At 56.4% G+C, this 13,826-nt stretch carries 12 protein-coding genes; 7 read left to right on the top strand and 5 right to left on the bottom strand.

The genetic code is table 11. The features are described from left to right. The first annotated feature begins 91 nt into the window (after positions 1 to 91). Entirely contained in the window at positions 92 to 1,741 is a 1,650-nt protein-coding gene (locus tag AA74_RS0100405) for an alpha,alpha-trehalase (protein ID WP_008503121.1), read from the top strand. Positions 1,742 to 1,788: 47 nt separating this feature from the next. On the opposite strand, the gene AA74_RS0100400 is transcribed toward AA74_RS0100405, so the two are convergent. Then, on the bottom strand, positions 1,789 to 3,378 hold the full coding sequence (locus AA74_RS0100400; RefSeq protein WP_025910201.1) for an STY4199 family HEPN domain-containing protein: 1,590 nt from the start codon (positions 3,376 to 3,378) through the stop codon (positions 1,789 to 1,791). Between the two features lie 147 nt (positions 3,379 to 3,525). On the opposite strand from AA74_RS0100400, the gene AA74_RS0100395 reads away from it, so the two are divergent. Both AA74_RS0100395 and AA74_RS0100390 read left to right on the top strand, forming a co-directional pair. Continuing rightward, positions 3,526 to 4,065, top strand: coding sequence for a GNAT family N-acetyltransferase (locus AA74_RS0100395; protein WP_025910199.1), 540 nt, complete (start codon positions 3,526 to 3,528; stop codon positions 4,063 to 4,065). A 71-nt stretch (positions 4,066 to 4,136) separates the two neighbouring features. Beyond that, the gene (locus tag AA74_RS0100390; RefSeq protein ID WP_008503124.1) at positions 4,137 to 4,475 is read left to right on the top strand and encodes a lysozyme; all 339 of its coding nucleotides are present in this window, start codon (positions 4,137 to 4,139) and stop codon (positions 4,473 to 4,475) included. Here the strand turns inward: AA74_RS0100390 and AA74_RS0100385 are convergent. Then, positions 4,454 to 5,056 (bottom strand): response regulator transcription factor, encoded by a 603-nt coding sequence (locus AA74_RS0100385; RefSeq protein ID WP_025910195.1) that lies wholly within the window; start codon positions 5,054 to 5,056, stop codon positions 4,454 to 4,456. The genes AA74_RS0100390 and AA74_RS0100385 overlap by 22 nt on opposite strands. A 154-nt stretch (positions 5,057 to 5,210) precedes the next feature. Continuing rightward, positions 5,211 to 5,969 (bottom strand): SDR family NAD(P)-dependent oxidoreductase, encoded by a 759-nt coding sequence (locus AA74_RS0100380; protein WP_025910193.1) that lies wholly within the window; start codon positions 5,967 to 5,969, stop codon positions 5,211 to 5,213. Positions 5,970 to 6,088: 119 nt separating this feature from the next. Between AA74_RS0100380 and AA74_RS0100375 the strand changes: the two genes are divergently transcribed. The 3 genes from AA74_RS0100375 (at position 6,089) to AA74_RS0100365 (ending at position 9,647) form a co-directional block, all read left to right on the top strand. Next, positions 6,089 to 6,988, top strand: coding sequence for a LysR family transcriptional regulator (locus tag AA74_RS0100375; RefSeq protein WP_025910191.1), 900 nt, complete (start codon positions 6,089 to 6,091; stop codon positions 6,986 to 6,988). A gap of 50 nt (positions 6,989 to 7,038) precedes the next feature. Continuing rightward, positions 7,039 to 8,064: an inner membrane protein YhjD gene (gene yhjD / locus AA74_RS0100370; RefSeq protein ID WP_025910189.1), complete on the top strand. Its 1,026-nt coding sequence runs from the start codon at positions 7,039 to 7,041 to the stop codon at positions 8,062 to 8,064. Between the two features lie 260 nt (positions 8,065 to 8,324). Further along, positions 8,325 to 9,647 carry an MFS transporter gene (locus tag AA74_RS0100365; protein ID WP_025910187.1) on the top strand — a complete coding sequence of 441 codons (1,323 nt, stop codon included), beginning with the start codon at positions 8,325 to 8,327 and terminating at the stop codon, positions 9,645 to 9,647. Between the two features lie 93 nt (positions 9,648 to 9,740). Here AA74_RS0100365 and AA74_RS0100360 read toward each other — a convergent pair whose 3' ends face one another. Both AA74_RS0100360 and pdeH read right to left on the bottom strand, forming a co-directional pair. After that, positions 9,741 to 11,783 (bottom strand): AsmA family protein, encoded by a 2,043-nt coding sequence (locus AA74_RS0100360; RefSeq protein WP_025910185.1) that lies wholly within the window; start codon positions 11,781 to 11,783, stop codon positions 9,741 to 9,743. Positions 11,784 to 11,848: 65 nt separating this feature from the next. After that, complete coding sequence (pdeH, locus tag AA74_RS0100355; protein WP_021242143.1) at positions 11,849 to 12,622, bottom strand: cyclic-guanylate-specific phosphodiesterase; 774 nt, start codon at positions 12,620 to 12,622, stop codon at positions 11,849 to 11,851. A gap of 229 nt (positions 12,623 to 12,851) precedes the next feature. Here pdeH and AA74_RS0100350 point away from each other — a divergent pair, with 229 nt between their 5' ends. After that, on the top strand, positions 12,852 to 13,781 hold the full coding sequence (locus tag AA74_RS0100350) for a sugar kinase (protein ID WP_025910181.1): 930 nt from the start codon (positions 12,852 to 12,854) through the stop codon (positions 13,779 to 13,781). Positions 13,782 to 13,826 lie beyond the last annotated feature (45 nt).

Raw genomic sequence — 13,826 nt, 5'->3', positions numbered from 1 at the left:
TCCCTCCACATCTACCGAAGCGAATGTCTACGCTTATAAGACGCCCGGATAAACCTGTCTTTTGAACACACAACCGGAGGTCCCTATCACCATGTTCAACCAGAAACTACAGGCTACCGAGAACATCGAATTCGAGATTGCAGAAGAGCTGCGCTACGAGACCGATCCCTGCGAGTTGAAACTGGATGAAATGATTGAGGCGGAGCCGGAACCCGAGATGATCGAGGGGCTACCCGCCTCCGATGCACTGACGCCCGCAGACCGCTATCTTGAACTGTTTGAGCACGTGCAGTCCTCGCGCCTGTTCACGGACAGCAAAACCTTTCCCGACTGCGCACCGAAGATGGATCCGCTGGATATCCTGATCCGCTACCGCAAGGTCAGACGCCACCGGGATTTCGACCTGCGCCAGTTTGTGGAAAACCACTTCTGGCTGCCGGAGACCTACAGTACGGAATATGTCTCCGACCCCGGTCTGTCCCTCAAAGAGCACATTGACAGCCTGTGGCCAGTGCTGACGCGCGAGCCGCAGGATCATATTCCCTGGTCTTCCCTGCTGGCGCTGCCCCAAGCCTATATCGTTCCCGGCGGACGATTCAGCGAGACCTACTACTGGGATTCCTATTTCTCCATGCTGGGGCTGGCGGAGAGCGGTCGTAACGATCTGCTGAAATGTATGGCGGATAACTTCGCCTGGCTGATTGAACGCTACGGGCATATTCCCAACGGCAACCGTACCTATTATCTCAGCCGCTCCCAGCCGCCGGTCTTTGCGCTGATGGTGGAATTGTTTGAGGAGGACGGCGTGCGCGGTGCGAAACGCTATCTGGAACACCTCAAAATGGAGTACGCCTTCTGGATGGACGGCGCGGAGTCGCTCCTGCTTAACCAGGCCTACCGCAGCGCCGTGCGTATGCCGGACGGCTCGTTGCTCAACCGCTACTGGGATGACCGTGATACCCCGCGCGATGAATCGTGGATTGAGGACGTGGAAACTGCCCGCCATTCGGGCCGTCCGCCAAACGAGGTGTATCGCGACCTGCGCGCCGGGGCGGCGTCCGGCTGGGACTATTCCTCCCGCTGGCTGCGCGATCCGTCGCGGCTCGCCAGCATCCGCACGACGCAGTTTATCCCCATCGACCTGAACGCCTTCCTGTACAAGCTGGAAAGCGCCATCGCCAACATCTCGGCGTCGAAAGGGGATAAAGAGACGGCCGACCTGTTCCGCCAGAAAGCCAGCGATCGCCGCGAGGCGGTGAACCGCTATCTGTGGGACGAGGAGAGTGGCTGTTACCGCGATTACGACTGGCGACGCGAAGAGCTGGCGCTGTTTTCTGCCGCCAGCATTGTGCCGCTGTATGTCGGCATGGCGACCCATGAGCAGGCCGAGCGCCTGTCTGATGCGGTCAAAGCGCGACTGCTGACGCCGGGCGGGATTCTGGCGACCGAGTACGAAACCGGCGAGCAGTGGGATAAACCCAACGGCTGGGCGCCGCTGCAGTGGATGGCGATCCAGGGGTTCAAGCAGTACGGCAACGACTCGCTGGGGGATGAAATCGCCTGGAGCTGGCTGCATACGGTGAACCATTTTTATCAGACGCATCATAAGCTGATTGAGAAGTACCACATCGCCAGCAGCACGCCGCGCGAAGGGGGCGGGGGTGAGTATCCGCTGCAGGATGGTTTCGGCTGGACGAACGGCGTGGTGCGGCGGCTGATTGGGTTGTATGGGGAGCCTTGAATAGGGTGCGGTCTGGTGCCCTCTCCCACGGGGAGAGGGAGGAGAAATCAGCGAATCACCTCATAAATGGCGCTCTGAATAGACTGCCATTTTTTGGTGGTGGCATCCGGCTGTGACTTCGCACGGCGTGTGGCCATGTCGAGATCGTGCTGCTGGCGTTTCACCACCGCTGGCACGGTGCAGAAAGCTTTGAGGTACTCTTTACGCACCGAGGTCAGAGACTCGCCGTTCGACATCGCGTGGCTGAGCGTGTTGATGAAGCGCCGACACGGCTTCTCCTCCACCATGTTTTGCCGGTAGCGTAGCATCAGCTCCAGCACGTCGTCATAGCCTGCCGACATCGCCTCTTCGGTCCAGGACAGCTTCCAGTCCATACCGCCCTGCAAAAAAAGCTGGGTCACGCGGGTGTCGTTGCGGTTAATGGCCGAGCGGAAATTATTCTCGTCCCAGGTCACTCCCATGCGCGTGAGCGTTTCGCGCGAGGAAGGGGTCTCACGCATTTCCTGTGGCGGCGCCGCTTCAGCCGCGCTGACGGCCGCAGGCTGCGGTTTACTGCTGGTCACCAGCCAGAAGCCTCCCGCCACGATGGCAATCACCATAACGCCAACCGCCCCCCATAACGCACCGGAAATGAGCTGCTCGCGTTGTTCGGGGGTGCGCGGCGCGCGCTGGGTCGGCTTTTCAATGGTGTCACGGACTTCAAACAGATCCCCACCCGTGACCCGATCCATTTTCTGCGCCTTTTCCCAGAAGGTATGCAGTTCGCTGGCATCTACCGCCATGAATCCCGCCGGATTGACGCGCGTTCTCCCCTCTTCAAACGCGCGTTGAACGGGCCGCGCGATCTGCGCGTAGTAGTTATCCAGCAGCTGGATTTGCGCCGAGCTTAACGTTTTCTGGACGGTGATGTTGTTACGGATTTGCCGAATGTCATCGAGGAAGGTTTGCAGCGTTTTACGCGGTTCAACCAGCAGCGTCAGCATGGACGGGTCGCTGAACAGCGAAGCGTGATAGCGGCTGAACTCTTTTTTATCCACCAGCATTTGCGCCAGTTCACTGAACATCATGCCGCTCAGGACATCGTTGATTTCGCCCAACTTCAGCCAGCGCCGTACGCGATCGGCGTTAAACAAAGTCTTGAGATGGTTATTCAGCCTTACCTGATCGGGCCAGGCCTGCTGGATGAGCCCTTTTATCATGAGCTCTATCGCCCGCACCTGCTTATGCGCCTGCTGCTGCTGAAGTTCGCTGCCCGGAGTCAGCTCCGTGCTGTAGGTCAACAGCGGCTGCTGCAGGCGAAGGTGCTCCAGCGCGGTGACAAACCGCATCGCCGCAATCAGCTGGTTTTCACTCACATCCTGTCCGCTTTCATACTGCGGCACGCGCTGCTGCAGCAGGCGCAGCTGGAGCGTAAATTCCGACATCTCGGCATCATTCAGGTTGAGTTTTTTCGCTACGGCTCCCCAGCCGCCCAGGGCTAATCGCGCGCTGTCCAGTTGTTCCAGAAACCAGCGTGGATCTTTGCCCTCAGAAGCATGTACATTCAGAAGAAGCAAAATTTCCACCGACGCATGGCGAATGACCGCCAGACAGTGTTCGAACTGTTCGCGAATATGATGTGATGTGCTGAGAGTCATTGTTTTCCTTAAGCGACAACGAAGACATCCGGATTGGCACGTAACGGCCTTTTTTCTTTTTATTTATACGCGGTTAACCATACCTGACTTTCTGTTGAAATAAAGTGACAACCCTAAAATCATTTAAAATGTTTCAGGAGAATCTGAATGCCGGTTTTAATTACCCCTCGCCTGAACTGCTCGCCTTTACAAGAAGAAGACTGGCCCTTTTTTCTGGCGCTACAGCAGCATCCCGACGTCATGCGCTTTGTGGCGGAAGACCGCCCCGTCGCGGCGATCCGCGAGGCGTTTGATTCGCGCCTGACGCCCTGGACGCCAGGGAGCGCGCACTGGCTGTGCCTCGTCGTGCGTGACGCCGCTTCCAGGGCTCCGTTGGGCGTCACCGGGTATATTCATCGGGAGGAGGATTGCGCTGAGGTCGGTTTTCTTTTCGCTCCCGAGGCACAGGGGAAAGGTTACGGCTTTGAATCCCTGAAAGCGCTTTGCGATTACGCTTTTCATCAGGGCGGTATACGTCGACTTACCGCCACCGTCACCGCCGGGAATGTCGCCTCACGACGTCTGCTGGAAAAAGCCCGCTTTTGCCTGGAGGGCGAATTACGCGAGAGCTATTACCTTGCGGGACGTTGGCATAATGACTGGTTATTTGGTTTATTGCGGCAGGAATATCTGAATAACAATCCCTGATCAATAGCCATTTGGCGGATATTTCTCGTACCTCATTTCCTCTACAGTGTCGCCATTAAGAGGAAATGAATATGAAAGAGCATGCGCTGAAAATATCTTCTGCCGCCATCGCGTTGATAAAGAAACATCAGGGTCTTTCTCTGGAAAAATATCGTGACGAAAAAGGATTATGGGTTATCGGCTATGGCCACGTTATCCGCGATCAGGAGCATTTTCACGGCCCTGTCACACCTCTGGAGGCTGAGACTTTGTTGCGCGAAGATATCCGGTTGTGTGAAGCGCTGCTGCGGGAAAATATGACACGTCCATTAACCCAACAGCAGCATGATGCGCTGGTGATGATGATATTCAGTTTCGGAGAGATAACGTCGCTCCCAAACGCGCTTTTTCAGGCCGTCGCCCGGGTATAATACATGGCTGCCTGCGTTCTGTTTTTCACGTCCAGCCGCCGGAAAAGCGCCTCGAGGTGCGCTTTTACCGTGGCCGCACTGATGTTCAGATTGCGGCCAATCTCTTTATTCGACTCCCCCGCCGCCAGCAATTTCAAGACTTCGCGCTGGCGCTCGCTCAAGGATAATAATGCCTGAGGCGACGTCGGCTCTCTGACCCACTCTCCGGGAAAACAGACCATCCCTCTGGATACCGAATCCAGTACGGCGGAAAACCGTTCGGGATTGGCGTTTCGGGGAACAATGGCCATGACGTTTCGCTGCCGCTGCTGCTCAGCACATTTGGCCTCTTTTTTCGCCAAAATCAGAATCACACGTATTGCCGGAAAGCGATGCAGGATCGCTTCCAGCAAAGTGCTCCCTTCGTCCTGAATTAAATTCCCATCAATCATGACGATAGCCGACGGTGAAGCAGAAATCTGAGTCCATAAATCTTCTGCCTGACAGGTCCCAGTTATATTTATTTCCGGAATCAACCTCTGAAGACTGTGTATCGCTCCGTGAATAAAGAGTGACTGCCTGTCAAACATGATTACTCGCATCGTTTTTTCCCCTCTGAGAATAGCGAAGGGGGATTCTACAGAGGCATTATTTAAGAAAAAACTCAACGAATGGATACGTTACAAATCCCCGGGGTTCTTTATATCTGTCAGTATTTAGACACATTTATCTTAAGGATTTACTCAAGCGCATACATCACAGGAACATACCGCCTGATACTTCAATACGTTGCGCATTCATCCAGCCCAGTTTGTCGCTGAGCAGTGCCGCAATGGCATCGCCGATATCGTCAGGCAGCCCCACCCGCCCCAGCGCCGTCTGGGACGCCAGCATCTGGTTGAGCTCCGCGTTGTCGCGCACGTGTCCGCCGCCAAAGTCGGTTTCTATCGCACCAGGCGCAATGATATTGACGGAGATGCCGCGCGCGCCCAGCTCTTTCGCCTGATAACGCGTCAACACTTCCATTGCTCCTTTCATCGCCGCGTAGGTCGCCGACCCCGGCTGGGTAAAACGGGCCAGCCCGCTGGAGACGTTGAGGATCCGTCCGCCGTCGCTAAGCAGCGGCAGCAGGCGCTGCGTCAGGAAGAAAGGTCCTTTGAAATGAACGTTCAGCGCCTCGTCAAACTGGGCTTCCGTCGTGTCGGTATAAGGCGCATATAAACCCGTCCCGGCATTGTTCAATAAATAGTCAAACGTTTCACGCTGCCAGACGCTCTTAAGGGTCTCCTGAAGCTGTTGGGCAAAATGCTCAAAACTCGTGATATCCCCGACGTTGAGCTGCAATGCCGCCGCGTTGACGCCTTTTTCCTGAATTTCATGCACAACGTCCAGCGCTTCCTGCTGGCTGCGGTTGTAGGTCAGCACAATTCCCGTGCCGTCTGCCGCCAGCTTTAAGGCAGCGTTTTTACCCAAACCACGGCTACCACCCGTCACTAATGCGATACGTTCAGTCATCATAAACCTCGTTTTGGCTGTTATGGAGATTGAGTAAGAGCTTATTAGGTGATAGAAAATCAATAAAGATGAGTTAAAACGCTCCACTGTTTCAGCACAAACAACAATGAGCTACATCTATGGATAAAATTCACGCAATGCAGCTGTTTGTTCGCGTCGCGGAACTGGAGAGTTTTTCCCGCGCGGCAGAAACATTAACGCTGCCGAAAGGCAGCGTGTCACGACAGATTCAGGCCCTCGAAAACCGGCTTGGCACCCAGCTATTGCACCGCACCACCCGCCGCGTCAGCCTGACGCAGGACGGTATGGTCTATTACGAACGGGCAAAAGATCTGCTGGCAAACCTCGATGAGCTGGACGGTATGTTTCTGCACGATCCCTCCAGCATCAGCGGACGGCTCCGCGTGGATATGCCCGTCGCCGTTGCTCGAAATTCAGTCATCCCCAAACTGCCTGCTTTTCTGCAGCATTATCCGGGCATCGAGCTGGAGCTCAGCAGCAGCGATCGTCTGGTGGATGTGATCCGCGAAGGGTTTGACTGCGTGGTACGCGTCGGCACGCTGAAAGATTCAGGGCTTATTGCCCGACCGTTGGGCAAGCTGTCGGTGATTAACTGCGCCAGCCCGGATTATCTGGCGCGTTTTGGCTACCCGGAAACGCTGGACGATTTAGGCTCGCACGCCGTCATTCACTACACCGCTACGCTGGGAACTCGCCCACAGGGCTTTGAGTTTTATAACGGCAGTACGACGCAGTGGATAAAAACGGGAGGGGTGTTAACTGTTAACAGCACCGAAACTTACCAGGCTGCCTGCCTCGCCGGGCTGGGCATCATTCAGGTTCCGCGGGTTGGGGTGCGAGATTTACTGCGCGCGAAGAAACTGATTGAAATTCTCCCGCAATACCGGGCCGAACCAATGCCTGTTTCCCTGATTTATCCCCACCGGCGCAACCTCTCCCGCCGGGTACATCTGTTCATGGAGTGGCTGACCGAACTCACAAAAGCTTACGTGGACTAGTCGCAAGCTATAATTCAGTAACATCCAGCCAAACGAAAAGGAAAAGACGCGTGACGCCGGAAAATAACCCGCAACGACCCACCCAACATTTAGAGTATGAACCCATCAAGAAGATGGAGACCGAGCCTGAAGAGACCAGGTCTCCGGGTACCGCCATCAAAGCGCTGGGGACCGTCACCGGCATTATCGCCAGAATTCAGCAGTTTCCCATGATTGCGCATCTGATACGTGCGACCGAACGCTTTAATGACCGCATGGGAAACCAGTTTGGTGCCGCCATCACCTATTTTTCCTTCCTGTCGATGATCCCGATCCTGATGGTGTCGTTTGCGGCGGCCGGTTTTGTGCTCGCGTCGCACCCGACGCTGTTGCAGGATATCTTTAACAAAATCCTGAATAACGTCAGTGATCCAACTCTTGCCAGCACGCTCAAAAGCACCATCAATACCGCCGTCCAGCAGCGCACTACCGTCGGTATCGTCGGTTTGCTGATTGCCCTTTACTCCGGCGTTAACTGGATGGGCAACCTGCGCGAGGCCATTCGCGCCCAGTCGCGCGATGTCTGGGAGCGTAAGCCGCAGGACCAGGAGAAGATTTGGGTGAAGTATCTCCGCGACTTTGTTTCGCTGATTGGCCTGCTCGTCGCGCTCATCGTGACGCTGTCCATTACCTCCGTGGCGGGCTCGGCGCAGCAGATGATCATCTCCGCGCTCTACCTTGATTACATCGAATGGCTGAAGCCCGCCTGGCGCAGCATTGGGCTGGCCATTTCCATCTTCGCCAACTACCTGCTGTTCTTCTGGATCTTCTGGCGCTTGCCGCGCCATCGTCCGCGCAAGAAGGCGCTGATCAGAGGGACACTGATCGCGGCGATAGGCTTTGAGGTGATTAAAATCGTGATGACCTACACCCTGCCCTCGCTGGTGAAATCCCCTTCCGGCGCGGCGTTCGGCTCGGTGCTGGGGTTAATGGCGTTCTTCTACTTCTTCGCACGGTTAACCCTGTTCTGCGCCGCGTGGATCGCCACTGCCGAGTACAAAGACGACCCGCGAATGCCGGGCAAAACGCACCGTTAACCCCTCTCCCGGGCTGAAATTTCAGCCCGATTCATCATTTCAGCATATAAATCCAGTCCGTAACTTTTATTTAACCTAAAACCAGTTTTATTGACTGATATTTAAAATATGTGAAGCATTTCATAGACGTGTTTTGGCTGGCCTGAAAATTATCCGCTCTTTGTTGCTTTTATCACCAGGTCGCGGCTTTGTTACAGATTGAAATGTCGCTTTTGCTGTGCGTAATATGGCCTTTCGTTCGACAAAAATAAGAAAATATTATGCAAGCAACCGCCACCACACTCGACTCAGAAACGGAAAACGTTCCGGTAAATTCGCGAAATAAAGTTGTCGTCGCCTCGCTGATTGGCACCGCCATCGAGTTCTTCGACTTTTACATTTACGCCACCGCGGCGGTCATCGTCTTCCCGCATATTTTCTTCCCGCAGGGCGATCCGACGGCGGCCACGCTGCAGTCTCTGGCGACCTTTGCTATCGCGTTTGTTGCGCGTCCGATTGGCTCTGCGCTGTTTGGACACTTTGGCGATCGCATCGGACGTAAAGTGACGCTGGTGGCCTCGCTGCTGACGATGGGGATCTCCACCGTGGCCATCGGCCTGCTGCCGACGTATGAGACCATCGGCATTCTGGCGCCGGTCCTGCTGGCGCTGGCGCGTTTTGGTCAGGGTCTGGGCCTGGGTGGTGAATGGGGTGGCGCGGCGCTGCTGGCCACTGAAAACGCCCCGGCGCGCAAGCGCGCGCTGTATGGTTCTTTCCCGCAGCTTGGCGCACCGATTGGCTTCTTCTTCGCCAACGGGACGTTCCTGCTGCTCTCCTGGCTGCTGACGGATGAACAGTTCATGAGCTGGGGCTGGCGTATCCCGTTTGTCTTCTCAGCCGTGCTGGTGCTGATTGGCCTGTACGTGCGTGTTTCTCTGCATGAGACCCCTGTTTTCGCGAAAGTGGCCGCGGCGAACAAGCAGGTGAAAGTGCCGCTGGGCACGCTGCTGACCAAACACGTCCGCGTGACCGTACTGGGCACGTTCATCATGCTGGCCACCTACACGCTGTTCTACATCATGACCGTCTACTCCATGACCTTCAGTACCGCCGCCGCGCCGGTTGGGCTGGGTCTGCCGCGTAACGAAGTGCTGTGGATGCTGATGATGGCGGTGATCGGGTTTGGCGTGATGGTGCCGATTGCGGGCCTGCTCGCGGATAAGTTCGGTCGTCGCGCAAGCATGATCACCATCACCACGCTGATCGTTCTGTTTGCTCTGTTCGTCTTCCCGCCGCTGCTGGGTTCAGGCAGCCCGGCGCTGGTGATGGCCTACCTGCTGATTGGCCTGAGCCTGATGGGATTGACCTTCGGCCCGATGGGCGCGCTGCTGCCAGAGCTGTTCCCGACGGAAGTGCGTTATACCGGCGCGTCGTTCTCCTACAACGTCTCGTCTATTCTGGGCGCCTCCGTTGCGCCGTATATCGCCACCTGGCTGCAGGCAAACTACGGCCTGTTCTATGTGGGCGTTTATCTGGCGACCATGGCGGCACTGACGCTGATTGCGCTGCTGCTGACGCACGAGACGAAACACCAGGCTCTGTAAGCTAATGCCGGGTGGCGGCTACGCCTTACCCGGCCTACGATTCAAATGTAGGCCATGTAAGCGCAGCGCCACCCGGCAAAAACAGGCCGCACCTTACTTCTTCATTTGCGACAAAATGGTCCGGCACTGATTCGCCTCGCCTTCTGACGGCGAAATCAACGCCAGCAGCGCTGCGGCGGGGGTAACCAGCGTCGCAAGCGCCGCAGCCACCGCACCACGCGCAATCAGCGGTCCGGGCTTCACGCCCGCCTGCGGATTATTGAAGGTTCCGCGCACGTACAGCGGCGAGCGCAGGGTGATGATTCGGACACCCTTACTTTCCGGGTCAATCGTCAAATCAAGCTGCTCCGAGGCCATGCTGGCGGTACCGGTCACGTTAATGACCGCGTTTTCCGTGTCGAAGGCAAAAATCTGCGGACGCGCCACGCCGTTAACCAGATCCAGATTTGCCGCCGCGCAGTTCACCCGCACCTCATCATCACCGAAGATTTGCCCGATGATATAGTTCCCGACGTTCAGGCCCAGAATTTCCATCAGGTTGCGGCTCACCAGCCCGTCGTTCATCAGCAGCTTCAGGTTGCCATTACCGCTGCCCAGCAGCGCCGCCACGGAGTTCCCCACGCCGCGGATGTCGGCATCGCCGTTCATCTCGCCGAGCGTCTTCTGCATCAGCTCGACGTTCGGCATCAGCGCTTTCAGCTTAAGCCTGCGCGCCTGAATCTCCGCCCGGCCCTGCATCGGCTTTTTATCGCCTTCCAGGTGAATGTTGGAGGAAATCGTCCCGCCCGCCATGCCAAACTTCAGCGGCTGCAGGCGCAGATCGGCATTTTTCAGGATGATATGCGTCGACAGATCGCTCAACGGCAACGTGCTGCCATGCTCAATTTTACGCCCTTTGAAGCGCACATCCGCATCCATCACGTTCCACTTATCGGTTTCAAAGCGATCGTAAGGCAGCACTTTTCCCGCAGGCTGAATGTCCTTTTTCACCTCTTTTGATTTTGTGCCTTTGCCGGAATCTACGCCGATCAGCGGGCCGAGATCGGCCAGACGCAACTGGCGGGACTCAACGTCCCCTTCCAGCTTCGGTCTCGGTTTTCCGGTGGTGTAGGTCAGCGAGCCGTGGATATCGCTGTCGCCGATGCGGCCGTTAAAATCACGGTAGTCAAAAACCGACGATTTTTCGGTATCGATTTTGGCGACCAGATGCCCGTCCGTTTCGAACGGCGGCGTATCCGGCAGCAGCACGCCGGTCAGCTCATACAGCTCGCCCAGCGAATCACCGGCAAATTTAAGCTGAAGATCGACGCCGCCCATGTTCATCGGGTCGTTGACCGTCCCCACGAACGCCACGCGGGTGTTACCGGAGCGGAAGTCCGCCTGCACCGGGAACGGCGTGCCTTCGCTCCGGAGCGCCAGCATGCCGCCTATTTTCCCTTTACCGCTGAGCGGCTGGTCGTTGTAGCGTCCTTTTGCCGTCAGGCCGAAGACATAGTCGCCCACGCTTGCCGTGTCACCTTTGGCTTTCGTCCCCGTGACCTCGCTAAACGGCAGTGGCTTGCCGAGCGGATCGACCAGGATCTCCACGTCGGCCTTGCTGACCTTATCGTCGATGGCGATCCGCCCGCGATCGAAGAGAATATTGTCGAGACGGAATGACCAGGAGGGAGGCTGGGCGTTCGGATCCTTTTCGCCATCGCTGGCAAGGTTAAACGTCCAGTTGTTGTTTTTTTCAGAGAGGCGGATCAGGCGCGCGTCGGGCTGCTGAAGTTTGATCCACGGCAGATAGACCGTTTTGGTCAGCAGCGCGAGCGGGGCCAGCGTGGCCTCAACGCGCGGCAGGTGGATCATGGTGACGTCCGGGATATCCGGCGGGTTACCGAGAATGATGTCGTCGGCGTGGACGTGCGGCCAGGGGATCCAGCTTCGCCAGCCGGGCTCCTCTTTCTGACGCTCCCACACGACCCCTAAATCACCGCGTATGGCGAAGGGGCGGTTCAGTTCGGTTGAGACTTTCTGGTTGATGGTCGGCTTAAGACGGTTCCAGTCAAACGTCGCAATAATGATGGCGACGACCACGATCAACAACAAGAAAATCCCTGCTGTCCAGGAGATCACCCTGGTTGTTCTTGTCATTTTTATCCCCTTTCCTGATGACCTGTCCTGTAAAACTATAGTCCAGACAAAGGGAAGCGGGCTTATCAGAGGGTAGTTATCACGCTATCGAGGCGATCCATGGGTACCGGTCGGGAGAGAAAATAGCCTTGCGCCGCCGCGGCAGGCGAGCTTTGCACATCACGCCACTCTTCCAGCGTTTCCACACCTTCAACAATCACGCCCTGGCAATAGCGGTTCATCAGCTGTAATAACAGCGTAAACAGGTTCCGCCCTTCCGGGGTCTGACGCAGCATAATGAACAGATCGCGGGCCACTTTAATGTAGTCATAACGCACTTCACTCAGAGCCGAAAAGTTCGCCATGCCGGTGCCAAAGTCATCCAGCCACAGCGGGCCGTATTCGCATATGGAGGCAAACGAGGAGTCCTGCGGCAGGCGGACATGCTCCACCAGCTCAAAGCGCACCCACGGCAGGGTGGCGATCAGCGCCTGCAATTTCGCGTTCTGACGCAGCGCCAGCAGAGTGGGGCCATCAACATTCACCGAGGCGAGGATATCGTGCTGTTCGAAAAAGGGCTGCTTCGTTGCCAGCATACGGAGCTGCTCTTCCAGCACGTCAAGACGCTGTCGAACGGCCACTTCGGCAAAATAGCGATCCGGTGCGATGCGCTGGGAAGGGTTTGAGGGATGCGTCACGACGGTCAAAATTTCAATGGCCATCAGTCGACCGTCTGTTCGGTATATCGGCTGATAGGTATACGCACGCTCACATTGCAGCCAGTAGCGATGCTCCTGCAAGTTCTCAATACTTGCCTCAGGCGTGGTGCTCAGCCGCTGGATAACCTGCTCTGACTTCATTTCAGATGTCCTGTTGTTGGGATGGCCTTTCTGGACTCGTCACAGGATTATCGGCGCGACAATTGAGAACTTTATGTTCAATTCACCGGGAAAATGAAATTAAGATGACAGAAATGCGCAGGAACACGCGCTGGCTCAAATAAAATAATGGAACGTTGTTTTAATATAGTTGACCTGTTAATTCACTCAGCGCACACTGCTGATCATTCTTCTGTTCAGGTTCACGATTATGTCTAAAAAAATTGCCGTGATTGGCGAATGCATGATTGAGCTGTCACAAAAAGGCGCGGAAGTGAGCCGCGGATTTGGTGGCGATACGTTAAACACCTCCGTTTATATTGCCCGCCAGGTTGCGCCTGAGGCGCTCACCGTGAACTACGTTACCGCTCTGGGGACGGACAGCTTCAGCCAGCAGATGCTGGAGGCCTGGCAAAGTGAACATATTGATACCTCGCTGATCCAGCGTATGGAAAACCGCCTGCCGGGTTTGTATTACATAGAGACCGACGACACCGGCGAACGCACGTTTTATTACTGGCGTAACGAAGCCGCGGCCAAATTCTGGCTGGAGAGCGAGGCCGCCGCGGCCATCTGCGAAGCGCTGTCGACCTTCGACTATCTCTATCTGAGCGGGATCAGCCTGGCGATCCTGAGCCCCACCAGCCGTGAAAAGCTGCTCTCGCTGCTGCGCGAATGCCGTGCCAACGGCGGCAAGGTCATTTTCGATAACAACTACCGCCCGCGCCTGTGGGCCAGCCGTGAAGAGACGCAGCAGGTCTATCAGCAGATGCTGCAATGCACCGACATCGCCTTCCTGACGCTCGATGATGAAGACGCCCTCTGGGGGGAGAAACCGGTAGAGGACGTGATTGCACGCACGCAGGCGGCTGGCGTGAGCGAAGTGGTGATTAAGCGCGGTGCGGAGTCGTGCCTGGTCGCGATTACGGGTGAAGCGGCGATTGAGGTCCCGGCTGTGAAGCTTGCCAAAGAGAAAGTGATTGATACCACGGCGGCGGGTGATTCATTCAGCGCGGGCTATCTGGCAGTACGCCTGACGGGCGGAACGCCGGAAGCGGCGGCACAGCGTGGACATCTGACGGCCAGCACGGTGATTCAGTATCGCGGGGCGATTATTCCGCGTGAGGCAATGCCTGTTTAAGTAGGGTGCGGGCTGATGCCCTAACCCTCTCCCACAGGGAGAGGG

The sequence above is a fragment of the Enterobacter sp. 5-4 genome (genome assembly GCF_000612205.1).
Lineage (GTDB): Bacteria > Pseudomonadota > Gammaproteobacteria > Enterobacterales > Enterobacteriaceae > Enterobacter > Enterobacter roggenkampii.
This window is presented reverse-complemented; position numbering and strand designations above follow the sequence as displayed.